Here is a 23,251-nt window from a genome sequence, read left to right on the forward strand (position 1 = left end):
AAAAAAACTTTAACGTGTGTACTTATGTCTATACTATCTCAACCTATTATTACTTATTGGTTGCCTTCAACGAATCAATTTTACGCTGTAAGGCTTCAATTTGGTCGGTGTTATCTTCCACTTTAGGAATGGTCATTAGCGAATCCATTTGGCGTTCCATAATGTCTTCGTCCTTTGGTTCTTCTTTGTAATAGTAACCGATGCCTTCGCTAGCGCGCCATGCTTCGTTGAGTTGGCTATACACTTCTTCGTCCCAAGTGCTTGGATGTTTTACATCTATCCAAATGACATCTCGGTATTCGCTATCTATTAATACTAAATCTGGTGTGGCAGAACCATCAAACTGTTGCGCGTCTGTAGAACTGATGGATGAAATGGTGCCTAAGAAGAACATGCGCTTTCTGCCTGCTATGTTTTTGATGTAGGGTCTGAATTCTACTGGTGTGCTGGCATTCCAATCGTATTCTTTTCGAGATTCTTTTACTTTTAAGGGCATGGCAGATACACCTGCGTAACCTTGTTTTTTAGTAGCATGATCGTAGTAATAGAGTTTATCGGTGCCGTCTGCTGGTACAAATACGCTGTAACTTAAACTGGTACGCTCGTTACCAACGGGTTCTAAACCGAACCAATGGTAAAGGCCACTGTAGGCATCTGAGTTAGAGCCTGCAAAATCGAAATCGGTAACATAAGGTTGTTGGTTTTGATCTTTTGGCATGAGTGGAATTTTAACGGCTGTTTCCATATTCCAAGGTAAAGGATCACTGAAACCACCTAAAAACTTTAAGGATTCTGCGCTGAGTTGTGAGACTTCTTCGGACAAGGTGTTTTGCTTGTTTAAGAAGGGGTAGTTTTTAATTTGATCTGGACTTACATAAGTGCCTTTTCCGATGGTAATACGTTCTATATAATCGTTAAAATCGTGTTCACCATTATCGATAATCATGACTCCTCCAAAGGTTGGGTATGGAAAAAAGAAGCCTTTCCATTTGATTAAACTTACGACTTGCACCCACTGTCCGTCGTCATTTTTCATGTAGAAGGTATCACTAGGTTCGTGATTAAATAACATCCATGGATTGAAACGTTGCACCACAGCATTGTAGGTGTTACGGCTGAACTTTAAGGATTCGCCTATTGAAAAGGTAACATCGATACGGTTTTCGTTAGAAAATCTTGGAAATGGTGACGTGCTGCTCACGGAAAATACTTCTTCGGTATTGTCGCTAATTTGCTGCATAACGTACTTTTCGCTCGGTTGGATGGCCATGGTCCATTTGTTTTGGTCATCGATACGTACTAAATGTGGTAATGAGACATCTTTGGTTTCGCCCACACTTTCGTTAGCCATAGAGAAGATGTTTCTTAAGGGCTGAATGCGTTCGTTTTGGGTGAGTGGCAATTCGTTTATTTCAACTTTATTGAGACTGTTGAATACGTTGTAGGTTTTCATGTAGTCGTACATTTTATAGTGCCAACCGACGACGTATATCATTCCGAAAAAGATAATGAGTAAGGCTAGTATGCCTAAGCGACTGCCTACATTTGCTGACTTTCGGAATTTGCGTAGTCCGAAAATTAACACCAATGCACTTACCAAAATTATGAAGATGTACTTGCGTAAAAACAGTAAGGCAGGTTGGTAATCGTCTCTAAAATAAAACAATAAGACGAGTACTACGAGTACTAACAGAATTACAATGCCTTTTTGTTTTGCTCCTTTTTTCCAGTAATTTTTTATCATGATAAAGACTAAGCCCCTTTGTCCTTTCGGACATTTCCCCAGAGGGGAAAAATGGGAATGTTAATATATTAATTTAATGTTCAAAATTTGTTATTACTTCTAGTGAGACACTTAGACTGCGCTGAGTGTAACATTATTTATTTATCGTTATAATTCTGCGGCCAATTGATTTGTAATCTTTAGTTCAAAGTTAAATGTTCAATTTAAAAGATTACTTCGTCTTACATGAGACCCTTATCTTTTAATCGGTCACGTGCGCTTGGTTTATCTGCTTCGGGTTCTGTTTTTATTTCTTTTTGTGCTTGTTCTATGACTTCTGGTTCTTTGGTTTTTAAATCTTCTATAAAGTCTTTTCCTTTTTCCATCGCCTCATCGACCATGTCTCCGATAGAATCGCTTTTTTCTTCTACGACTTGGGTTGTTTTAATGACGAAATTGGCTAGGTAGGTGCCGATTAGTGTGCCTGTTGCAAAAGAGGCGAAACCAGAGAGTACAAAATAATTTGTAAAGACTTCTATTGGTGTTAAAAACTGTAGTATTAATCCCGTAATGAGAAGGCTTGTAACGATAAATATGAGTCTTGGAATGAGGGATTGTTTGTAAACAAAGCCTTTAGGATTATCAGCACTCATTTGTAACTCCTTACTATTAACAATCTTGTTCAAAAATCGATAAACTCCATTATCATTGGATTCTCTCCAATACAAGAAGATTCCGAATAATATAGAGGCTATAAAAACTATAATGTCAATTCCCATTTTTACTTTGTTTAAGGTTCTTATAAAATTAGTCTAAAAAAATCAAATATTGTTACTAATACGCTCAATTACCCAATCTCTAAAGGAATCGTCCCAAGTATCATAACTTTTATAAAACTGTTCTTTATCATACCAATAAAGGAATAAGACATCTTTTGGCGAAATATTAATTAATAATTTATGAATTAAATCGCGATGCTCTGCTGATAGTGACGAATGTGGTTGGTGTAATGCAAAATATACAGACGGCTCTACAATGTCTTCAATTTTATAAGCATTACTGCGTTCTAATTTTTCGAGATATAACTCAACGCTCATTACTTGTTTTCTGGCGTTGATATCAATTTTATTTAAATAGCTTTTGAAGAGCACTTTATCATTTAATATGTCTTTGATTGAATGTTCTGTATCTTTTAGAAATTGTACTAATTCATACTTTTTAATACGGTCGTAATTTGGGGTTTTTACCATTTGCTCCAAATCGCACTCAATGATGATATGATCTTTTAATTTATCTACCAATTCTGGCTGCTCAATATGATAAATAAGCACGTCGTGAATGGTATCTTTTATGGCTTCTTTATAAGCCGCTTCGCTTTCAAAAACGACAATTGGTTTTATGAAATCTCTCAGCAAATACACTCCGTTGAAGGCTCGGGTATAAAAGGAACTGGTTGAGAAATTTAGTGCGTGTAAGCCTAGATCACGCTCTCTTAAATCTCCATATGTGGTGGCAGAATCTAAGAGTTGCTTATGAAGATCTTCGTCTATAAAATTGTTTTCTCTGTTAAATTTTTCGACGAGTTGTAATTGTTCTTTTTGAATTTGCTCTAGGTTATCTATGAGTCTGAAGGTGATATTAACATTATCGTATTTTAGAATGTCTAATGGCTCATAAAAAACATCGATATTTTGATCGAAATCGATACAAATGGCTGAATCTCTTGTAATATCATTAATTTTTTGTCCGTGCGTTCTAAATACATGTTGCATCATTTCTCTATCGAACGAATGAAACGGTAAATAGACTGGTTTTCCTTTTTGTAAAGGTGTTATGATAATACCATGCGGATTGGCGTCTCCGTGATTAAGGTATTGGGTATTCTTTTTTTCTTCGGCAATCTCTGGGCTCCAGCCTACTCCATCGATATTGAAGGCTGTGAGTTTCGTTTCTGAAAAGCCTAAGGTATTTAAACATTTGTTATAGCGCTCAACTAACTTTCCGCTGATGGGAATGAGTTCGCTTCTGTATAGGTTTGCTTGTTTTAGTTTTTGCATCTTATATTTTTGACACGGATTTCACAGATTTTCACGGATTAATTAGGCTGGATTCTCAGGGTTGTTTTGGAATCGACTTATGTATAGGTGTCTTCTTTTTTAATTTCTTGATTCTAGTTCTTTCTTCATTTTTTTCATATTACCGTAATTTAATGGAATAATGGCACTTAATGCTAAAGGAACAACTATCAATGCTTTAAACGTACTATTATCTTTGATCCATTTTATATTTTTTTTGACACGGATTTCACGGATTTTCACAGATTAATTACGCTGAGATTCTCAGCGTTGCTTTAGAATCGATTTATTTATAGGTGTCTTATTTTTTAATGTCTTGATTCTAATTCTTTTTTAATTTTTTTCATGTTACCGTAATTTAATGGTATAATGGCACTTAATGCTAAAGGCACCACTATTAATGCTTTAAACGTACTATTATCTTCTTTTGTAATTAAACCAAAAACACATATGATAAATAACAGACTCAAAATCCCAATTAGGGCTCCTGTAATTATTTTAACACCTTTTAATTCTCCTTCTAGTTGTGCTGTTGTTTTGTCTTTTAGATTCATTTTATATTTTTTTTGACACGGATTTCACGGATTTTCACAGATTAATTACGCTGGATTCTCAGCGTTGTTTTTATTATTGTTCTATTTATGAAATTCCTGCCTTCGCAGGAATGAGGTTATTAATCTGCGCATATTGCAATAGCATGATTGTTTTTGCGTCTATAATGTCTTCATTCTTTATCATTTTAATGGCTTTAGAAAATGGAAGTTCTAGGACTTCGATTTCTTCGGCTTCACTTTCTAATCCACCTCCTTTATTTACTTTCATGCTTTGGTTATATGCTGCAATGAATAAAAACATTTTTTCGGTTAAAGCACCTGGTGATGTGTATGCGGTTAAGACTTGTTTTGCGTCTTTTATTCTATAACCGACCTCTTCTTCTGTTTCTCTAATGATGGTTGCTAAAGCCGTATCATTATGGTCAATAGCACCTGCGCAAACTTCTATGGACATGCCTTCTTCCTTATTGGCTTCATAAATTGGCATTCTGAATTGTTTGGTTAAAATAACCGTTCCTTTTTCAAGATTGTATAATAAAATTGCAGCTCCGTGTCCTCTATTGTAACATTCTCTCGAAACGGATTTCCATTCATCATTTTTGAATTGGTAATCATAATCAATTCTATCTAAGGTTGCCCATTCTTTTGAAAGGGTTGTTTTTTTTATGTTTTTTAGGTTGTTCATAAGCCTTTCCTAAATCCTTTCCAGAGGAAAGGACTTGACTAACGTATTTTCTGGTTTAATTTGATTCTTACTATACTCTAAATTATATTTTCTCTGCTGATTTTTTAATTAGCTGTGGCAATCTTACTCATATTAGGTTATACCTTTAATGAGATTGCTTCGTCCTTAGTCCTCGCAATGACATAGCATTTCATCTTATTTTCCAAATTGCTCACGCGCTTCAGTTTCAATATTCAACTGGTTCACTCTAGCATCTACTTTTCGTTTAAAGTCAGTATCTGCGATGGTGGCCACGTTATCTAGATAGCGAATGACTTCTTGTCTTCTGATGTCTGAAAAGTTTAAGCCTTTCATATTAGACTTCATTAATTCTTGAAGCATGTTGAACTTTGTCTCATAATCCTTTTTGAAATAAGTCTCAGGATTCTCGAACCAATCTTGTTCTAAATCGAAATCTGTTAATCGTAATGAAATGGCAGATTGAATGTTTCGCACATCTCTAGACGAGAAGAACGGAAATATTTTCTGAATTTCTTTATACAAAGTCGCGTAAAACATGTGATCTGTGTTTTCGTGCAATTTTTCGACTTTGTCAAACGTATCATGCACACGCTCTTCTGATGGGTTTTCGATAGCGTTTAGGATTTCTCCCATGCTATTTGCTAAACCTTGATCTGACAGATATTTGTACACCTCAGGATCTTTCATATTCACAAAGTCTGGCATGGTATCTTGTAGTTTTTTCCACCAGATGTAATCTTGATCTACAAAATCGTGCTCAGAACGTGCACCATCAATTTTAAATCGGCCTTGTACTCTCGATATTACCGCTTTATCCAACATTTCTGGTAAGTTGGTAAATAAACCTATGGAACTATTTCCGTAATTTACAGCATACGCTCCTTCTGTGTATCTTAAAAAGACTCCGATCACTTCCTTTACACCAGCCGAGACTCCTTGTGCCGTTCGTTCTTGTAAATTATTTTCGGCATCATCGATTGGTGCAAAAATTAATTTAGTAGGATCTTGTAAAGGTTTCATCCACTCTACCATTTTTTCGGCAGAACCACCTTGAAAGGTACTAATCAATGTATCTGGCATGGGATGGAATAAAAACGGAATGTCTAAATTATCGGAATGCAATTTTAAACGCGTTGCAATGGCAGCAATTAACATACTTTTTCCTGTTCCTGGAATTCCGTAACCCATAAATACTGGCATAAAGCCACCTAATTCTTGAAACGGATTTTTCTTGGCTTCAAAATCGTAGCTTAACATCCGTTCTGTTAAACGACGTGCAAAGTGTTTGGCATCTTTGTTCCCTACAATTTGTTCGAACTCAATTTTGTTGAATTCTACACTTACTGCTGTGCCTGAAAACATATTATTCCAACCATCTACGGCAAACTCAGAGTTTTCTAACTTATAGGATCTATCTTCTATGGTTTCTGTGTATTCTAAGCTGCTTTTACGGAGTTGAATTTCGGCAATTAAGGCTTCAAAATAAACCACTGTAAAATCGATAACATCTTTATCTGATTTGATGATTTCTGGATGCCCTAAATATTTATCGTAATAAAATAACTGACACGATACTCCTTTTAAAGGAGTCATTAGCGACACTTCAGGAATGCCAGCAAACTTCTGTTTCATTACCGATAAATCGTCAGATGCATGTGGTTTAAGGTCGTGCAGAATTTTATAAGCCGTTGCAAATAACATAAAAGCTGTTGCAGTGTGCATTTTACTTTCGTATTCGCGTCGTCCGGAACTGTCTAATGCAGATTTGTTCTCATTTAAACTCGATAAACCTGAAGCGTCGTAATAAGAATCTTTAATCCAAAGTCCTAAGGTTAACCCTTCTTGAACCGCAAATAAGGCTTGATTTAAATGAATTGGAAGTGCCACCGATTCTGGTAACAGTCGCTTTTTTAACGCCAATATCGTTTTAGAAACTGATGTAACATTGACGCTACTGCCATTATTTGCTCTTGACAGATACAATAAGATCGATTCATCTTTAACGTCGTTATCTTTATTTTTAACGCGCTGACTTTGTTCCCACTGAATCGATTTTAAGTAGGTTGTTGCTTCATCGCGAAGCATGTCTAGTTCGTTTTGTTTTATAGGGAAAGTTGAGTTGTGTTCCATAGCCCTTTTGTCCTTTGGACATTTTCCAAGAGGGAAAAATTAAATTAGTTAATAATTATTTGATCGTATGATAAAAAATTGTCCTTTTTAAATAAGACAACAAGAATCACACATTTATGACTTCACTTTTAACTCAGAAACCTGAATCGGAGCCAAAGCCAACTTATTCATAATTTCTGGTGTTTTGTTATACAACAATTGAATGATTCTGTGTGGTGCAAAGACGTAACGCTGTCTAAACATCGCATCCCATTTCTGGAAGGTTTTTTTACTAAAAAAATTGCCTTCTTGAAATTCACTTACCGATTTCAGTTCATCTATTTTAAAGGAAATGGCATAGGATTCTAACGGAATGTCCTTATTGGCGATACCTTTTAAAATGGCATGTGTGACTTTGTTTTCGTCTTTTGCAAAAACATTATGAATTGGCCCTAAATCCACACGTTTTATTAACTTAGGCAAGACATCTGGCAAACGTTTGTCAATACCATAAGCCATGGTATCTAAAGACATGTCGCGATCTGCAACTGATTTTAATACCGCATAAATTTCGTCGCGCTCTTTAAGTGGGTCTTTTCCGTCGTAATTAAAGTACATGTAACAAATAAACGGTCTGTTATGCGATACATCATAGAAACTCCAACTTACTAAATATTGGGCTGGCGAACCTTTTGGTGCTGGTATAATTTTACCTTGTACAAAACGGTTAAAAATATATTCTTTCTTTGCAGAGGTATAGTACACAATAGATGCCGCCTGAAAGAGTTTGCGCTTGGCAATCGGTTCTTTTTTTCGCATTAAAGTGTCTAAAAACTCTTCTTTTAAAGTATCTACATTTGTGAGTTTTCCTAAGTATTCTTCTCTCAGTGCTAAATCGTTAAATAGATATCTAAATTCCAAATAATTTGGAAAACTAGAATCGGTGACATCGACCTTCATATTTTCTTCATCGTCATACATGTATTTGACACGCATAGCCTCAATAGAATACAATAGTAAATCACTGTATTGTTTAAAAAGCAGGACTTCTTGTTGGTTTAATAATTGTTTTTGCTGTACGGCAACAATGAGTTCTTTTAATGTGAAGTCTATCATTTTATGATAGAACACATATTGTTCTTTGGAATCTAATATTGCGGAATCTAAAGGTGTTACGATCATTTACTTCTTCAAAATTAAAACCTTAAAATATCATTTAATGTTGCTTTTATATTTTCCACCTCTTTACGTGATAGTTGTCCGATTTTTTCATCTAATCGTTCTTTAGAAACCGAACGCACATGAAACGTAAGCACCTCAGAAACTGCCTTTAAACCATTGCTAAGAGACGGTTTTAGAATGAGATTACCTTTATAATTCTTAATCTTAGTGGTTATTGGACAAACAATGACCACCTTTAAATATGTATTGAGCATATTTCCGCTAATAATTACAGCAGGTCGCTTTCCTTGGTGCTCACTCCCTTTAACAGGGTTTAAGTACAGATTCCAAATCTCACCTTGTTTCATAGGTTTTCGGTATCTGCAATTTCTTTAAGGTAATTGGTCATTCCTTCTTCGGCAACTTGCATCACTTCTATATCTTCACCAGCCATTTTATAAGACTTAGCATATTGCGCGCGCTCGAGCTGATCTAAATAGAGTTCGAGGGCTTTTTCAATTAAACGATTTTTTGGAAGCTGAAGCTCCTTTGCCATATTGGAAAGCTTTTCGAGTAATTGATCTGGAAGCGAGGATGTGAATGTTGCCATTTTATATTTATATTTTGTAAATATAATTAATATTTATAATTTAAACCTGTGCTTTATAAGAAATTATGGAATTCGATTTATAAAAATCATCGGGTTATTAGAGCCTTTTTTACAAATGAAATAGTTCTCGACAAACATGAGTTTCTGAAATTATAGTCTCACCTTCATTACCTAAACTCAATTCAGTTCTTGTTTGGCATTCCTTGTGATCGTTGGTATGAGTAATAAAAATCGTTCCTGTAAGAGCTGTTACAATTATTAAAATCGAGGTTAATATCTGTTTATTCACGATTGTATTGCTATTTGAAATTTTCTTCTTGTGGCTCATCCCAACTACGCATCTTTAACATAACCAAAAGCGTAAAAAAAGCCGTAACAGCGGCAACTAAAGCCGTACCAATCAAATATTCATAATTAAAAAACCCATTTAAAATTAAGAATGTAGCAACGAATTCTAAAATTGTTAGCAGTATAATCGTTCTATTTTTCATCTTTATATGTTCTATCTGTTCAGAATATTATCAAAACCGTATTACACATTATTCATCTCTAATTTAAATTGAATTCTTCATCAACTTATAAGATTTGCAAATCTCAATAGTCGGCCTATTTTAAGGATTGAGCAGTATATTTGAGCTTCTCTTTCGATAGATATCGAACGAAAATTTAACACGCTGCTTTTTCAGCAGAAGAGACTAACCATCGCTAAATTATCCTAACAAATCATCATCACTAGCTTCTGGCTTTGGCTCACCTGCTGGTTCACCTCCTCCATCACCACCTGAAGGTGCGTTGGCATCTGCTGCGTAGTAATCTTCGAAAATCTCTTTCATGTCGATTCCATAACGCTCAGCAAAGTTCTTTTGAATAGACTTATCCTTTTCACGAATTTCTTGTAAAGCCTCAGCATAACTGCCATAAACTCCTTGCATTACTTTTTCGTGTACTGGAATGTTATCCATCATTTCTTGTCTTGCCTTAGCACTTGCGGTATGCATTGAAGCCAATGTTTCACCAATATGCTCATCAGTTTTGACACCTAAATGTTCTAAAATCGCCGCAAATTCTTGATCTGTACGTGCCTTTAATGCTACAATGTACCCATCATAATACTTTAAACGCTCGTCTGTATCTGACTTTAATTTTGCGCGATGTGTTTGCAAATTACTACGTAAAGAGGTTAATACCTTAATAGTCAAATTGTGCTTGTGCACAAAACTATCTTTAGACGCTGCTAACGTCGTGTAGGCGTTTTTAAGACCTTCTAACTCTTCTACTTTTTGCTCTAAAGTTGTTACTGCACTTAAGGCTTTAGAATATTCTTCGGATTGTTTATCTGAAACTTCTTCTAAGGCTTGACGCGCTTGTTTTAATAAGGCATATTCGGTTTCTAAATTATCTTCAACTTCTTTTTTCTTTTGAAGTGCTTTGGTATGATTGTTACTCGCTTCTACAATAGCGGTTTTAAGACTCTCCTCGACTTCTTTAATTTCGATTTCTCTGTCTTTTAAACGCTTCACCGCAGCTTGACTTTTAAATGATAATTCATTTAGTAAGGTTTGCACATCGGCTGTTTCAATACGTTGCTGAAACATGGCTTTGGCTTTATTATCTGAAGCATCACGTTCTTTTTGCGCTATTGCTAGTTCAGCTTGCGCATCTTTAATCTTGCTTTTGCGTCCCCAAAGATTGTTCCACCACGTGTCTGGTTTATTTTGCGCATCTTCTAATTCAACTTTAGCACGCTCTAAACGCTTCACAGCATCATCGATGACTTTTTGTTCATTTGCGTTTAATGCCGAAAAACCTTCGAACATAATCCCAACTTCATCTTGGTAATCTGTTAAATCTTTAATAGCATCTAAAAGGGTCGTTCTATCCTTTTCTGCCATATCTACAACATTATCTAATGTTGCATTTAATATTTTCTGACGACTTTCAGGATCATCTTCTTGTGCCAATTTAGACTTCATTTGGTCTATGGCTTTTCCCCAATTTACATCGACTTTTTCAGTTTTTTCGTTGGTATTTGTTTCTAATAAATCAAAATCATCAGACATATGGTATCGTATTTTAAGGTGAATGGTTTTCTATAAAGCAATTTCGACAATTTTTTAGGACTATAAAAACTTTACTTACAAAATATATGTCCTACTATATTCAGAATTGTTACACCATTTTGATTAAAAAGCGGTTTTAATGCGATATTGTTGCAAAAACACATCGAAAAGGCTGCTTTTACCCTCTCTTATTTTTCGTGTTTTTGGTTGGAACGAAATAGTGTTAAAATTTGAATTGTTGATAACTTACTAAATGTGGTATTTCGCCCTGAAACACTGCGCTTTACCGAATATATAATGCATTTTATCGATGAAATTGTGAATTAAAACGGTTGAATTATTTAAAATTAAGTGTTTAACATTGATATTTTTTTTTATATTAGCGTTCTAGAACCCAATTCTAAACCTATAAACTATGTTTAACAACCTGCTTACTAAAGCTTTAGTCGTGACTACTACACAACTTACCATGATTTTAATAGCTGTAGCATCCATATTCCTTGTTTTTATTATAATTGCCATAATTAAGATGTACAAATTGAAGGCAGAAAACAAGAAATTAATGCAGACTAATGCTTATACAGATTACGAAGAGTCTGGAGACGATATTCCTAGCGGACATCTTTATGGTGATAATTAATTACCGTTAAAGATTATTAATTCGTTTTTGCTGTATTTGATGATTCTCGTCTAAACTAATCAGCCTATTGGGAATTGATTTTGTTGCGATGGCCTTTTTATGAATGCTGTCCTTTTTTAAATCAAGCCAATTGAAAGTGAAAATTAAATATTAGAAAAATATATAACCGAAAGAGCCAGCAATTTGCTGGCTCTTTTATTGTAAAGTCGTTTGGTTATTACCTAACTAACTTTCTATACTTAATTCGTTTTGGCATTAAATCACCACCTAAACGTTTCTTCTTATTTTCTTCGTATCCACTAAAGCCTCCTTCAAAGAAATAGACTTGCGAATCTCCTTCAAAAGCTAAGATGTGTGTACAGATACGATCTAAGAACCATCTATCGTGACTAATCACTACAGCACAACCAGCAAAGTTTTCTAACCCTTCCTCTAAAGCTCTTAATGTATTCACATCTAAATCGTTAGTAGGCTCATCTAAAAGTAATACATTACCTTCTTCCTTCAGAGTCATTGCTAAATGTAAACGGTTGCGTTCACCACCAGATAGTAATTTTACTTTCTTATTTTGTTCACCTCCAGAGAAATTGAAACGACTTAAATAAGCTCTAGAATTGACTTCCTTTCCTCCCATCATTACCAACTCTTGCTCATCGCTAAAGTTTTGCCAAATGGTTTTTTCTGGATCGATGTTTGAGTGTTTCTGATCGACATAAGCAATCTTCGCCGTGTCACCTACTTTAAATTCTCCTTTATCAGAATTCTCTTCTCCCATTATCATTCTGAAAATTGTCGTTTTACCAGCACCATTTGGGCCGATAATTCCAACAATACCAGCTTGAGGAAGGTTAAAGTTTAAATCATCATACAATAATTTATCATCATAACCTTTGGCAACACCAACCGCTTCAATAACATTGGTTCCTAAACGTGGACCGTTAGGAATATAAATTTCTAATTTTTCGTCAAGTTGTTTTTGATCTTGACTCATCAATTTATCGTAATTCTTCAAACGTGCTTTTTGTTTCGTTTGTCTTCCTTTTGCACCTTGACGTACCCAATCTAGCTCACGCTCTAAAGTTTTTTGACGCTTAGAAGCGACTTTACTTTCTTGTGCCATACGCTTGGACTTTTGGTCTAACCAAGAAGAATAGTTCCCTTTCCAAGGAATGCCTTCACCTCTATCGAGTTCTAGAATCCAACCTGCTACATTATCTAAAAAGTATCTATCGTGCGTTACAGCGATTACAGTGCCTTTATATTGTGCTAAATGATGCTCTAACCAATGTACCGATTCAGCATCTAAATGGTTAGTTGGCTCATCTAATAAGAGCACATCTGGCTCTTGCAATAGCAAACGACATAAAGCCACACGACGACGCTCACCTCCAGAAAGTACTCCGATTTTTTTATCACCATCTGGCGTTCTTAAGGCATCCATAGCGATTTCGAGCTTCGTATCGAGTTCCCAAGCACCTGCAGCATCAATCTGATCTTGCAGTTCTGCCTGACGGTTCATTAGCTTTTCCATCTTATCAGCATCGCTGTAGACCTCTTCTAAACCAAATTGATCGTTGATACTATTATATTCGTCCAGAATTGCAACAGTTTCAGCAGCACCTTCGCGTACTATTTCCATAACCGTTTTCTCATCATCCAATTGTGGTTCTTGTTCTAAATACCCAACTGTGTAACCTGGCTGAAAAACCACATCACCTTGATAGTTTTTATCGACTCCTGCAATAATCTTTAATAAGGTTGATTTTCCAGAACCGTTAAGACCTAATATGCCGATTTTAGCTCCATAAAAGAAGCTTAAATAAATATTTTTTAATACTGGTGTGTTTGCACCTTGAAAGGACTTGGTTAGTCCTGACATTGCAAAAATTACTTTTTTATCATCACTCATTATGGTTTATGGTTTGTGGTTTATGGTTTGTGGTTTGTGGTTTGTGGTTTGTGGTTTGTGGTTTGTGGTTTGTGGTTTGTGGTTTGTGGTTTGTGGTTTGTGGTTTGTGGTTTGTGGTTTGTGGTTTGTGGTTTGTGGTTTGTGGTTAAAATGTACTACTTTTTAAATTTTTGACCTTTAAATTCTGAATTCCGTAGATAATGCATAAAAGCACCCAATTTATTTTTAGTGGTTTCACACATTTCAGAAAGTGTTTCAAACTGCTGTTGAGAAATATAGTTTTTATCGAATGCTCTATAGGCTTGAGATTTTAATTCACTAGCCGAACCTTTTGAATAACTTAAAAAATTATGAAATTCTTTATTTCCATCTCTATCAAATCCTTCTGCTATATTATCCATAATAGAACCAGAACTACCTTCCATTTGATTTTTTAATCTGAAATTTTCGCAAATTGGTGTTGAAATAATTAACGTGTCAACAAATTTACAAATCTCTCTTGCTCTTATCCAAACCTCTAAATCTTCAAATTTTTCTATTCTTGCCATTAACTATGAACAATAAACTATAAATATTTAAACCCTTCCTTTTAATGCGTTGAACACCCAAGCGATGCAGAAAAATCCACCTCCAACTGCAGCAAATCCCCATCCTGCAACGTCGTCATATCTAAAAGCTCCTAGTGCAATTAATCCAAGTCCTACCGCAATCATTATAGTGGTAGCCCATGCTAAAACTGTATTTTTATTCATTGCCATAATCTTATTTCTTAGTTTTCATTAGTTAGTTGATTTACAAATATCGTGAAATAAACGAAAAAAGCATCTTAAAAATAAGATGCTTTTACCATAAGGTAAATACTCTTTTGTTTAGCTCATAGGAACTTCAATAATAATTAATTCGGAATTATTAGTCGAATGAATTGAAATGGCATCGATTTCTGAAATACCAATCGCATCTCTTTTTGAAAGTGAATGTGCTCCAACTTCAATTTCGCCTTCAACCACAAAAATGTATAATCCGTTTTGTTCAGACTTTAAATTTAGATCTAAGGACTGGTTTGCATCTAAATTCGACCTATAAATGTAAGCTTGTTGACTTATTGGTAGTGCATCATCCACTAACTTATCTTTTGGTGCTACCACAGTTTGAAGCTGATTCTTTTTTCCTTCAATTGGAAATCTACGTTGTTCATAATTTGGCTTCACGCTCATTTCTTCAGGAATGATCCATAATTGAAGAAAATTGACTTCATCTGTTTTACTATCATTAAACTCAGAATGGGTTAAACCAGTGCCTGCGCTCATCACTTGTACTTCATCTACTTCAATAGCACGTTTGTTTCCCATATTATCTTTATGAGATAAGGCTCCTTTTAACGGAATGGATATGATTTCCATATTTTGATGCGGATGCGTACCGAAGCCCATTTTTGGTTGAACGATATCATCATTTAAAACACGTAACATACCGAAATTATTACGTTCTGGATTTTGATAGCTTGCAAAACTGAATGAGTGATACGATTTTAACCAGCCATGATCTGCATGACCTCTTGTGTTTGCTTTGTGTGTTGTTGTTTTCATAATAATAGGATTATTTTAGTCGAATTGCTGTTTATGCTATAGTAAAACCTACAAGGTTTTTGAAACCTTGCAGGAACATTTAATTATACTTCATTTTATTAGACCTGCTAGGTTTGAAAAACCTGCTAGGTCTTTGTAACCTAATTTGGGGTAAGAAACCCCATTTTACCCATTTGATAATCTCGCATGGCTTCCATGATTTCAGTCTGTGTGTTCATGACGTAAGGACCATAGGTTGAAACGGGTTCATTAAACGGTTCACCTGACATAAATAACAACAAGCTATTCTCATCAGCTTCAATTGAAAAGCCATCACCATCTTGATGAAACTGAATGAATTGATTTTTATCTAATTCTAACGTTGTTTCATCATTCACTTTTACTTTTCCTTTTAAAAGGTACAACATGCCTTGATGTGTATCGGAAAATGTAATGGACTCCCTTCCACCGGCTTTGGCTTCGATCATAAAAGCATTTACAGAAGTTTGTGTGGCAATTCTTCCGTAAGTGGTATTTAATTCGCCTGCGATAATTCGGGTGACTACTTTTTCATCTTCTGAAGTGACGACCCTAAAATCCTCATGTTTTACATGTTGATAATTAGCTACCATCATCTTTTTTTCAGCAGGAAGGTTTAACCAGAGTTGAATCCCTTCAATGGTTCCGCCTTGTTTTACAAATTCTTTTGTTGGTGCTTCAGCGTGAATGATGCCACGTCCTGCTGTTGTCCATTGCACATCACCAGCTTTTACAACACTCTCATTTCCTAGAGAATCGCGATGTAATTGCTCACCTTGCACCAAAAATGTGATCGGTTCAAAACCTCTGTGTGGATGCGGTCCTAAATCGAACGGATTACTTTTTTCACTAATGTCATAAGGTCCATAATGATGCAATAAAATAAATGGATCTACCATCTCTACTTGCTGTGTTGGTAAAGGTTGACGCAATCTAATTGGTCCCATATTAACGAAATCGCTTTGTCCTACTGTTCTTATCGTATTTAGTTTCATACTATTTTTATTATATTAGAATAGTTTCCATGGAAACTATTAAGTTAAAAAAATACAGCTTTCTAACTATTGTTAGATTCCTGATTTCTCAAGAATTAAATTAACGCATTTTATCCAATAGATGACTTAATTGTTCAGCTTCTTTTTCGTTTAAGTTACTCAATAACTCATCATTCAAGTTCTTCGGAATTGATGCTAATAAATTAAGTCCATTCTTAGTGATGGCAATCTTAACCACACGTCTATCATGTTCAGATGGTAAACGTTCTATGTAGGTTTTAGCACATAACTTATCCATAAGCCTTGTGGCATTTGGTGAGCGCTCTAACATTCGGTCTTTAATGGTCTGAACGTTTAGAGGCTCACCTGCACCTTTTAATATTCTGAGAATATTGTATTGTTGAGGGGAAATTCCGAAATCTTTAAAGAATTCATTCTGGCAACTCGTTATCCAATTTGCTGTATAAATAATATTGAGTAATGCCTTTACTCTATTATTTTCGAACTTGGAATTGATATCCTTTGCTAAATCTCCCATCTTATGAGTATTCTGTTTTTATTTTAAACTTTCAGCTAATTGGTTCACTTCCTTTAACAATTGATGATTTAATTCTTCATTTGTAATTTTACCATCAGAAAAATTATCACCAAAATTTGGTAAACTGAATGTACTTACAATATGGCCTCCCATAAATACGAAGCGTCCTTTCGCAATATCTAAACCTGTTTCTCCACCTCTAGCGCCTGGTGATGTTGCCATTAATAACATTGGTTTATTGCTCCATAATTTTCCATCTATCCGAGACATCCAATCAAATAGATTTTTAAATACCGTTGCATAAGTTCCATTGTGTTCTGCTAATGATAACACGATGGCGTCCGTTGATTTAATGTGATCTAAAAACTTTTTCGCATTATCTGGTATGCCTTCAGCCAATTCCAAATTCATGCTATACATTGGCAATTCAAAATCGTTTAGGTCTAAAACCGTAACGTTTGCATTACTGACTAATGACGCAGCGTAGGTTGCTAACTGTTTATTGATTGACGTTTTACTATCGCTTCCTGCAAATGCTATTATATTTTTCATAGTTCTATTATTTTAGAATACAAATATAGAACAAAAAATAATATATACCAAGGAAAATAATTCCATGTAACATTATTTTACAAAGTATTCACTTTACTAACATCAATTGGTTTCGTAAATTCGTACCAAACAATTCTATATTCATGGATATCAAATTCAATAAAAACGAAGACCATAATAAACTTCTCTTATCTGATTTAAAAAAGCGTTTCGCCAAGGTAAAACTAGGTGGTGGACAGAAAAGCATTGATAAACATCATGCTAAAGGTAAAATGACGGCTCGTGAGCGTGTTGACTACCTTTTAGATCCTAAAGCTAAATCAATAGAAATTGGTGCTTTTGCTGGAGATGGTATGTATGAGCAATATGGTGGTTGCCCTTCTGGAGGTGTCGTTGTAAAAATGGGTTATGTTAGTGGAAAGCAATGTATTGTTGTAGCTAATGACGCTACTGTAAAGGCAGGAGCTTGGTTTCCAATCACCGGAAAAAAGAACTTACGTGCTCAAGAAATTGCTATTGAAAATCGTTTACCTATTATCTATCTCGTAGATAGTGCTGGTGTTTTTCTACCCATGCAAGATGAAATTTTTCCTGATAAAGAACATTTTGGTCGCATTTTTAGAAATAATGCCGTAATGAGCAGTATGGGAATTACACAAATTGCAGCAGTTATGGGAAGTTGTGTGGCTGGTGGAGCGTACTTACCGATTATGAGTGATGAAGCCTTAATCGTTGATAAAACAGGTAGTATTTTCCTAGCAGGAAGTTATTTAGTAAAAGCTGCTATTGGCGAATCTATTGATAATGAAACCTTAGGAGGAGCGACGACACACTGTGAAATATCTGGTGTTACCGATTATAAAGCGAAAGATGACAAGGATGCTTTAGACAAGATAAAATCTATTGTTGATAAAATTGGTGATTTTGATAAGGCTGGTTATAACCGAACTGACTCCAAAAAACCTAAAGAAGATCCACAAGACATTTATGGCATTCTGCCTAAAAGTAGAGCTGACCAGTATGATATGAAAGACATCATTAAGCGCTTGGTTGATGGTTCTGAATTTGACGAATACAAAGAAGACTATGGTAAGACCATTATTACAGCTTATGCCAGAATTGAAGGTTGGGCTGTTGGTATTGTTGCCAATCAACGAAAATTAGTGAAAACTAAAAAAGGTGAAATGCAATTTGGTGGAGTGATTTACAATGATTCAGCTGATAAAGCCACACGTTTTATTGCGAATTGTAACCAGAAAAAGATTCCATTGGTATTTCTTCAAGATGTGACTGGATTTATGGTAGGTAGTAAATCTGAACACTCAGGCATCATAAAAGATGGAGCCAAAATGGTAAATGCGGTGAGTAATTCAGTGGTACCAAAATTCACCATTATTTTAGGAAACAGTTATGGTGCAGGAAATTATGCCATGTGTGGTAAAGCATATGATCCTAGATTAATTGCGGCTTGGCCAAGCGCAGAATTAGCCGTTATGAGTGGAAATTCTGCTGCAAAAGTGTTGGCACAGATTGAAACGGCCTCGCTTAAAAAGAAAGGTGAAACGATTACAAAAGAAAAAGAAGACGAATTATTCAAAAAAATAAAAGACAGATACGATAACCAAGTCTCGCCATATTATGCCGCATCGCGCATATGGACTGATGGTGTAATTGATCCTTTAGATACCAGAACTTGGATTTCTATGGGCATTGAAGCTGCTAACCACGCTCCTATTGAAAAATCGTTTAATATGGGAGTTTTACAGGTTTGAGTTTAACTAAAGAACAACCCAAGAAACAGCCTCTGTACGTTATATTATTACTAATATTAGCAGCAGAGGCTGTTTTTATTTTACCCTTTGTGTTGCCTCGTATTTTTAGAACAACGTTTTTAGAATCTTTTTCTATTAGTCAAACCGAATTAGGAAGTTGTTTTTCAATCTATGGTATTGTGGCGCTATTTTCATATTTATTTGGTGGACCCTTAGCTGATAAATTCAAACCAAATGTTTTAATGTCAATCGCATTAATTCTCACAGGATTAGGTGGTTTATATTTAACCACTTATCCTAATCTTATTAATCTTCACATCCTTTACGGATTTTGGGGTTTTACCACTATTTTTCTGTTTTGGGCAGCCATGATAAAAGCCACGCGAATTTGGGGAGGAACTCACAAACAAGGTATTGCTTTTGGATTTTTAGATGGTGGTCGTGGGTTGGTTGCCGCACTTTTTGGCTCTGTTGGTGTTGTTATATTTTCATTATTTATTACAAAAGATATTGAATTAACATCGATTGACGAACGACGTATTGCTTTTAAGGAGGTGATTACTTACACGTCTTTTGCGGTTATTACGGTTGGTATTATTGTGTTTTTCTTTTTAAAATTGAATTTTGAAACCACTATAACATCTGAAAACAACTCAAATCTTATTACACTTGAAAACTTTAAAATCGTGATGCAGTTTAAAGCGGTTTGGTTATTAATGATCATTATTCTCTGTGCGTATTACGGTTATAAAATGACGAATTTATTTAGTCAATACGCAGAACAAGTGATGCATTATGACAAAATTGAAGCAGCAAAAGTGGGTACCTACTTATTGTATATGCGACCTGTTATTGGAATTATAATTGGTGTATTAGCTGATAGAACAAAAGCAAGTCTTTGGATAATTGTAGGCTTCTTTTTAATGGCATTAACCAGTTTAGTTTTTGCATTTGGCATTGTGACTGATTCAGCAACCTTGTTGTTTGTGCTATCCATTGGAACCATGGCTATTGGTGTTTACTCGGCAAGAGTTTTATATTTTGCAACGTTAGAAGAATCAAAAATTCCTTTGGCCGTTACAGGAACGGCTGTTGGGTTTATTTCTGTTGTTGGCTATACACCAGATATTTTTACGGGTTTAATAAATGGTTATTTTTTAGATGCTTATAATGCCGAAATTGGACATCAAATTGTATTTGCTATTATGTTTGGTTTTGCTTTAATTGGACTTTTAGCATCTTACAAATTGTATCAACATTCAAAATCAAATACCATCTAATTTCCTTGATGTTCCTTAACTCTTGGTATCATTAACAATTTGGTTTGGCGACCATTCACGTATCGAAATCCGTCTTCGCCCCAAAATCCAGCTTCTTCAAGCATAATTCTGATATCGCGTTTCCATTCTGGAATGGTTACTGTTGTATTGAGTTCAATGGCATAAACGGTATTTTCATGTAAAGGATAATCGCCTGTAACTGGGACGCCTTCTTGAGCATCCCACATGCCTAAGGTTGTACCTGATGAATGTCCGTAAGTGCCTAGAGGATGTGTGTAAATAGAAGGTCTAAGTCCTTCCGCTTTTGCTGCTTTTAAGGATACTGCCAACACTTCATTTCCTGTTTTTCTAGTTTTAAAATTCGACGTAAAGATATCTTGCACACGATTGCCTTCTTTTAAAGCATCGACTAAATATTTTGGTGGTGCTGTTTCATTTGGTTTTAAAACATAGGCTAATTCTTGACAATCCGTATTCAACCTTAAATACGTAATTCCGAAATCGCAATGCACCAAATCACCTGCCATAATCACCATTTCTTCTGGTCTGTCTGAAAAGGCATAGAGTTGATTTTCTTTTACTTCCGCAGTACGCTGCACATCTACTGTAGGATGAAACCACGTTTCTAAGCCTAAATCTCTTACTTTATCGCGCATCCACCATACCACATCGGTTGTGGTTGTAACACCTGCTGTAATTACTTTTTCTGAAAATGCTTCTTCAATAATGTTGTGCGTTATGGTGATGAGCTGATTATAAATCATCATTTCGGTTGCTGTTCGGGTTTCTATCCAACCAATGGCTAAATCTTCTGCTGATGTTACTTTAGAGGCATACCTTTTTGGTAGGTACGACATAAACGCATCATAATCGGTTTTTACAATACCATCTGCAATATTGAAGTATTCGGAATAGTTTAAACCTATAGCTTTTGGCTTGCGTTCTTCAATAATTTCCATTAAGCGTTTCCATTGGTTGGGTTCTTTTTCCTTATCCCAAGCCGACATAATGTTGTCTCCAAAATTGTATCGTGCAACTGCTAATTTTTCTATAGTATTGTTTTCTTTGTTTCTATAAAAGACGAGAATTGTTCTTCGTCTTGCATTGAGCCACGTTGCTGGCAGCATGGTTTTTAACACAGGATCTTCATTGTATTCTCTGGAAATGAGAATCCACATATCAAAACCTGTATCATCCATAAGTTTGGGTAAAAGGTTGTTGAATCGATCTTTTAAAATATTATCGACCACCTCAGCACGTTGTCGTTCTGGCAGAATGTTCTGAGCTTGAAGTTGAACGCTTACAAATAATAAAAGGATAAAAATCTGTTTCATAATTGACAAATTAGATGTACTAAAAATACTTAAATAATAGGTACAAAAAAAGAGCGCAAGTTGCGCTCTTTATATTTTATATAAAAGTAAAGCCTACGATGTTAATCCTTCGCGCTTCGCTTTCTTTTCTTCTTTAAGTTCTTTTAAACGTTCCATAGCCGAACCGAATACCCAATAAGGAATTACAAAGGTTAAAAGGAAAATCATTAACCAAAATCCAATTGTTAATATGGTTAAAAAAGCTAAAAATCCTAAATATTGATCAAATTCGAACATAATTCTTAATTCATTTACGTTTTGTTAGTACAAAGATATAACCAATTAATAAGTTTCACAATAGCATCACCTAGTTTTATTAACAGGAAATGAACAATATTAGATTAATTATAACTTATTATTTTAAATTTTTTACATGATATGCAACCAAACCTTCAATTGGACGCCTTACAAAATTACCAACTTTAAAGCCAAGTTCTTCAGCTACTTGTTTAATTTCTTGTTGTCCGAAATACGCTATAGAACCTGCAAAGTGTACTGGAATGCCTGCTTTTAATTCGTCCTTATATTGCATTATCATGTTTTCAGCAAATAAGCGTATGCCTTTAGTAATGATATTACTGATATATTCAGAATCTTTATTAATAAACATAAACTCTGCATGATCCGCTAAATACGCACTTGGGTTGGTCTGCTTATAAAGGTTATATTTAATAAAGTCTGAATCGAGATTATGCTTATGTGCAAATGCCACACTTATGGTATCTGGCATTTTATTAAAGTAAAAATCTCTAATTAATTGCTTGCCAAAATAATTTCCACTAGCATCATCCATTAATATAAAACCGAGACTATCTACGCGCTGGTGTAAGTCTTTACCATCGTAATAACTACAATTAGATCCTGTACCTAAGATACAGACTACAGCAGCTTCGTCATTAGAATTAATACAAGCTCTCACCGCTGCATAGGTATCTTCTCTCACCTCAACGACTGCATTTTTAAAATACGATTCTAATATCATTTTTAATAACAATCTTGGTTTTTCAGTACCACAACCTGCTCCATAAAAATGGATGTGCGTTACCTCAGCAGCAATTGCCATTAACTCTGAACTTTTACGAATTATTTTATTTAGCTTTTTCTCAGCAACAATAGCAGGATTTAATCCTTTGGTTCTAATTTTATCTAAGGTTTGTTTACCGTCTGAATTTATTGCAATCCAATCGCACTTCGTAGAACCTCCATCTGTTATTAAAATCATAATGTCTATAAATTAAAAATTCCGTGGATAGTATGACTAATTCATCAACCATCACACGGAATTTAAGAATTAATACTAAATACTATAAGTTGTTTACCTTTTGAGCTAAATCAACTAATTTATTTGAGTAACCGAATTCGTTATCGTACCAAGATATCAGTTTAAAAAACTTAGAGCTTAATTCAATAGACGCATCAGCATCAAAAACACTCGTTCTTTCTTCACTTACAAAATCTTGAGATACAACAGCATCTTCAGTATAACCTAAAACACCTTTCATAGAACCATCAGCTGCTTTTTTCATTGCTGCTTTAATATCTTCTAGAGACGTTTCTTTTTTAGTTCTTACCGTTAAATCTACTACAGAT

25 protein-coding genes and 1 pseudogene are annotated in these 23,251 nt (G+C 35.0%); 4 read left to right on the forward strand and 22 right to left on the reverse strand.

Annotated features, from left to right (window positions below):
- Positions 1–49: 49 nt before the first annotated feature.
- The 11 genes from AB8B52_RS14165 to AB8B52_RS14215 form a co-directional block, all read right to left on the reverse strand.
- A complete protein-coding gene (locus AB8B52_RS14165) occupies positions 50–1,744 on the reverse strand; it encodes a hypothetical protein (RefSeq protein WP_406029254.1) in 1,695 nt (564 codons plus the stop codon).
- A gap of 221 nt (positions 1,745–1,965) precedes the next feature.
- Positions 1,966–2,502 carry a hypothetical protein gene (locus tag AB8B52_RS14170; protein ID WP_406029256.1) on the reverse strand — a complete coding sequence of 179 codons (537 nt, stop codon included), beginning with the start codon at positions 2,500–2,502 and terminating at the stop codon, positions 1,966–1,968.
- Positions 2,503–2,544: 42 nt separating this feature from the next.
- Positions 2,545–3,780, reverse strand: a complete 1,236-nt coding sequence (locus AB8B52_RS14175) for a DUF6638 family protein (protein ID WP_406029258.1) — start codon at positions 3,778–3,780, stop codon at positions 2,545–2,547.
- Positions 3,781–4,106: 326 nt separating this feature from the next.
- A complete protein-coding gene (locus AB8B52_RS14180) occupies positions 4,107–4,352 on the reverse strand; it encodes a hypothetical protein (protein ID WP_406029260.1) in 246 nt (81 codons plus the stop codon).
- A gap of 85 nt (positions 4,353–4,437) precedes the next feature.
- Entirely contained in the window at positions 4,438–5,037 is a 600-nt protein-coding gene (locus AB8B52_RS14185) for an NUDIX domain-containing protein (RefSeq protein WP_406029262.1), read from the reverse strand.
- Positions 5,038–5,232: 195 nt separating this feature from the next.
- The gene (locus AB8B52_RS14190; protein WP_406029264.1) at positions 5,233–7,188 is read right to left on the reverse strand and encodes an AAA family ATPase; all 1,956 of its coding nucleotides are present in this window, start codon (positions 7,186–7,188) and stop codon (positions 5,233–5,235) included.
- Positions 7,189–7,302: 114 nt separating this feature from the next.
- A complete protein-coding gene (locus AB8B52_RS14195) occupies positions 7,303–8,349 on the reverse strand; it encodes a hypothetical protein (protein ID WP_406029266.1) in 1,047 nt (348 codons plus the stop codon).
- Between the two features lie 14 nt (positions 8,350–8,363).
- A complete protein-coding gene (locus AB8B52_RS14200; protein ID WP_406029268.1) occupies positions 8,364–8,696 on the reverse strand; it encodes a type II toxin-antitoxin system PemK/MazF family toxin in 333 nt (110 codons plus the stop codon).
- On the reverse strand, positions 8,693–8,938 hold the full coding sequence (locus AB8B52_RS14205; RefSeq protein WP_406029269.1) for a ribbon-helix-helix domain-containing protein: 246 nt from the start codon (positions 8,936–8,938) through the stop codon (positions 8,693–8,695). Before AB8B52_RS14205 ends, AB8B52_RS14200 begins: the two co-directional genes overlap by 4 nt.
- A gap of 299 nt (positions 8,939–9,237) precedes the next feature.
- Positions 9,238–9,429: a hypothetical protein gene (locus AB8B52_RS14210; RefSeq protein ID WP_406029271.1), complete on the reverse strand. Its 192-nt coding sequence runs from the start codon at positions 9,427–9,429 to the stop codon at positions 9,238–9,240.
- 219 nt (positions 9,430–9,648) lie between these two features.
- Positions 9,649–10,998, reverse strand: coding sequence for a microtubule-binding protein (locus AB8B52_RS14215; RefSeq protein WP_406029273.1), 1,350 nt, complete (start codon positions 10,996–10,998; stop codon positions 9,649–9,651).
- A 415-nt stretch (positions 10,999–11,413) separates the two neighbouring features.
- Between AB8B52_RS14215 and AB8B52_RS14220 the strand changes: the two genes are divergently transcribed.
- Positions 11,414–11,638, forward strand: coding sequence for a hypothetical protein (locus tag AB8B52_RS14220; protein WP_406029275.1), 225 nt, complete (start codon positions 11,414–11,416; stop codon positions 11,636–11,638).
- 217 nt (positions 11,639–11,855) lie between these two features.
- On the opposite strand, the gene ettA is transcribed toward AB8B52_RS14220, so the two are convergent.
- The gene (gene ettA, locus AB8B52_RS14225) at positions 11,856–13,547 is read right to left on the reverse strand and encodes an energy-dependent translational throttle protein EttA (protein ID WP_406029277.1); all 1,692 of its coding nucleotides are present in this window, start codon (positions 13,545–13,547) and stop codon (positions 11,856–11,858) included.
- Between ettA and AB8B52_RS14230 the strand changes: the two genes are divergently transcribed.
- A complete protein-coding gene (locus AB8B52_RS14230) occupies positions 13,517–13,696 on the forward strand; it encodes a hypothetical protein (RefSeq protein WP_406029300.1) in 180 nt (59 codons plus the stop codon). The two genes, ettA and AB8B52_RS14230, sit on opposite strands and share 31 nt — an antisense overlap.
- Before the next feature lie 6 nt (positions 13,697–13,702).
- On the opposite strand, the gene AB8B52_RS14235 is transcribed toward AB8B52_RS14230, so the two are convergent.
- The 6 genes from AB8B52_RS14235 to AB8B52_RS14260 form a co-directional block, all read right to left on the reverse strand.
- Entirely contained in the window at positions 13,703–14,095 is a 393-nt protein-coding gene (locus AB8B52_RS14235; RefSeq protein WP_406029278.1) for a four helix bundle protein, read from the reverse strand.
- Between the two features lie 27 nt (positions 14,096–14,122).
- Complete coding sequence (locus tag AB8B52_RS14240) at positions 14,123–14,305, reverse strand: CAL67264 family membrane protein (protein WP_406029280.1); 183 nt, start codon at positions 14,303–14,305, stop codon at positions 14,123–14,125.
- Between the two features lie 111 nt (positions 14,306–14,416).
- The gene (locus AB8B52_RS14245) at positions 14,417–15,133 is read right to left on the reverse strand and encodes a pirin family protein (protein ID WP_406029282.1); all 717 of its coding nucleotides are present in this window, start codon (positions 15,131–15,133) and stop codon (positions 14,417–14,419) included.
- A gap of 140 nt (positions 15,134–15,273) precedes the next feature.
- The gene (locus AB8B52_RS14250; protein WP_406029284.1) at positions 15,274–16,146 is read right to left on the reverse strand and encodes a pirin family protein; all 873 of its coding nucleotides are present in this window, start codon (positions 16,144–16,146) and stop codon (positions 15,274–15,276) included.
- A 100-nt stretch (positions 16,147–16,246) separates the two neighbouring features.
- Positions 16,247–16,684 (reverse strand): MarR family winged helix-turn-helix transcriptional regulator, encoded by a 438-nt coding sequence (locus tag AB8B52_RS14255; RefSeq protein ID WP_406029286.1) that lies wholly within the window; start codon positions 16,682–16,684, stop codon positions 16,247–16,249.
- An 18-nt stretch (positions 16,685–16,702) separates the two neighbouring features.
- A complete protein-coding gene (locus AB8B52_RS14260) occupies positions 16,703–17,236 on the reverse strand; it encodes an NADPH-dependent FMN reductase (RefSeq protein ID WP_406029288.1) in 534 nt (177 codons plus the stop codon).
- Positions 17,237–17,379: 143 nt separating this feature from the next.
- Between AB8B52_RS14260 and AB8B52_RS14265 the strand changes: the two genes are divergently transcribed.
- Together AB8B52_RS14265 and AB8B52_RS14270 are read left to right on the forward strand one after the other, a co-directional pair.
- Positions 17,380–19,008 carry an acyl-CoA carboxylase subunit beta gene (locus tag AB8B52_RS14265; protein WP_406029290.1) on the forward strand — a complete coding sequence of 543 codons (1,629 nt, stop codon included), beginning with the start codon at positions 17,380–17,382 and terminating at the stop codon, positions 19,006–19,008.
- Positions 19,005–20,288 carry a nitrate/nitrite transporter gene (locus tag AB8B52_RS14270; protein ID WP_406029292.1) on the forward strand — a complete coding sequence of 428 codons (1,284 nt, stop codon included), beginning with the start codon at positions 19,005–19,007 and terminating at the stop codon, positions 20,286–20,288. The genes AB8B52_RS14265 and AB8B52_RS14270 overlap by 4 nt, the downstream gene beginning before the upstream one ends.
- On the opposite strand, the gene AB8B52_RS14275 is transcribed toward AB8B52_RS14270, so the two are convergent.
- The 4 genes and pseudogenes from AB8B52_RS14275 to AB8B52_RS14290 form a co-directional block, all read right to left on the reverse strand.
- The gene (locus AB8B52_RS14275; RefSeq protein WP_406029294.1) at positions 20,285–21,622 is read right to left on the reverse strand and encodes a M24 family metallopeptidase; all 1,338 of its coding nucleotides are present in this window, start codon (positions 21,620–21,622) and stop codon (positions 20,285–20,287) included. The genes AB8B52_RS14270 and AB8B52_RS14275 overlap by 4 nt on opposite strands.
- A gap of 93 nt (positions 21,623–21,715) precedes the next feature.
- Positions 21,716–21,898 (reverse strand): hypothetical protein, encoded by a 183-nt coding sequence (locus tag AB8B52_RS14280; protein WP_406029296.1) that lies wholly within the window; start codon positions 21,896–21,898, stop codon positions 21,716–21,718.
- A gap of 118 nt (positions 21,899–22,016) precedes the next feature.
- On the reverse strand, positions 22,017–22,883 hold the full coding sequence (locus AB8B52_RS14285; RefSeq protein ID WP_406029298.1) for an N-acetylglucosamine kinase: 867 nt from the start codon (positions 22,881–22,883) through the stop codon (positions 22,017–22,019).
- Between the two features lie 82 nt (positions 22,884–22,965).
- A pseudogene (locus AB8B52_RS14290) lies at positions 22,966–23,251 on the reverse strand (type I glyceraldehyde-3-phosphate dehydrogenase); the annotation flags it as partial.

Source organism: Winogradskyella sp., from assembly GCF_045105575.1.
Taxonomy (GTDB): Bacteria; Bacteroidota; Bacteroidia; order Flavobacteriales; family Flavobacteriaceae; genus Winogradskyella.

Coding starts and splice junctions, on each gene's coding strand:
- AB8B52_RS14165 (WP_406029254.1), bottom strand. CDS start 1,744: ATGATAAAAAATTACTGGAAAAAAGGAGCAAAACAAAAAGGCATTGTA.
- AB8B52_RS14170 (WP_406029256.1), bottom strand. CDS start 2,502: ATGGGAATTGACATTATAGTTTTTATAGCCTCTATATTATTCGGAATC.
- AB8B52_RS14175 (WP_406029258.1), bottom strand. CDS start 3,780: ATGCAAAAACTAAAACAAGCAAACCTATACAGAAGCGAACTCATTCCC.
- AB8B52_RS14180 (WP_406029260.1), bottom strand. CDS start 4,352: ATGAATCTAAAAGACAAAACAACAGCACAACTAGAAGGAGAATTAAAA.
- AB8B52_RS14185 (WP_406029262.1), bottom strand. CDS start 5,037: ATGAACAACCTAAAAAACATAAAAAAAACAACCCTTTCAAAAGAATGG.
- AB8B52_RS14190 (WP_406029264.1), bottom strand. CDS start 7,188: ATGGAACACAACTCAACTTTCCCTATAAAACAAAACGAACTAGACATG.
- AB8B52_RS14195 (WP_406029266.1), bottom strand. CDS start 8,349: ATGATCGTAACACCTTTAGATTCCGCAATATTAGATTCCAAAGAACAA.
- AB8B52_RS14200 (WP_406029268.1), bottom strand. CDS start 8,696: ATGAAACAAGGTGAGATTTGGAATCTGTACTTAAACCCTGTTAAAGGG.
- AB8B52_RS14205 (WP_406029269.1), bottom strand. CDS start 8,938: ATGGCAACATTCACATCCTCGCTTCCAGATCAATTACTCGAAAAGCTT.
- AB8B52_RS14210 (WP_406029271.1), bottom strand. CDS start 9,429: ATGAAAAATAGAACGATTATACTGCTAACAATTTTAGAATTCGTTGCT.
- AB8B52_RS14215 (WP_406029273.1), bottom strand. CDS start 10,998: ATGTCTGATGATTTTGATTTATTAGAAACAAATACCAACGAAAAAACT.
- AB8B52_RS14220 (WP_406029275.1), top strand. CDS start 11,414: ATGTTTAACAACCTGCTTACTAAAGCTTTAGTCGTGACTACTACACAA.
- ettA (WP_406029277.1), bottom strand. CDS start 13,547: ATGAGTGATGATAAAAAAGTAATTTTTGCAATGTCAGGACTAACCAAG.
- AB8B52_RS14235 (WP_406029278.1), bottom strand. CDS start 14,095: ATGGCAAGAATAGAAAAATTTGAAGATTTAGAGGTTTGGATAAGAGCA.
- AB8B52_RS14240 (WP_406029280.1), bottom strand. CDS start 14,305: ATGGCAATGAATAAAAATACAGTTTTAGCATGGGCTACCACTATAATG.
- AB8B52_RS14245 (WP_406029282.1), bottom strand. CDS start 15,133: ATGAAAACAACAACACACAAAGCAAACACAAGAGGTCATGCAGATCAT.
- AB8B52_RS14250 (WP_406029284.1), bottom strand. CDS start 16,146: ATGAAACTAAATACGATAAGAACAGTAGGACAAAGCGATTTCGTTAAT.
- AB8B52_RS14255 (WP_406029286.1), bottom strand. CDS start 16,684: ATGGGAGATTTAGCAAAGGATATCAATTCCAAGTTCGAAAATAATAGA.
- AB8B52_RS14260 (WP_406029288.1), bottom strand. CDS start 17,236: ATGAAAAATATAATAGCATTTGCAGGAAGCGATAGTAAAACGTCAATC.
- AB8B52_RS14265 (WP_406029290.1), top strand. CDS start 17,380: ATGGATATCAAATTCAATAAAAACGAAGACCATAATAAACTTCTCTTA.
- AB8B52_RS14275 (WP_406029294.1), bottom strand. CDS start 21,622: ATGAAACAGATTTTTATCCTTTTATTATTTGTAAGCGTTCAACTTCAA.
- AB8B52_RS14280 (WP_406029296.1), bottom strand. CDS start 21,898: ATGTTCGAATTTGATCAATATTTAGGATTTTTAGCTTTTTTAACCATA.
- AB8B52_RS14285 (WP_406029298.1), bottom strand. CDS start 22,883: ATGATTTTAATAACAGATGGAGGTTCTACGAAGTGCGATTGGATTGCA.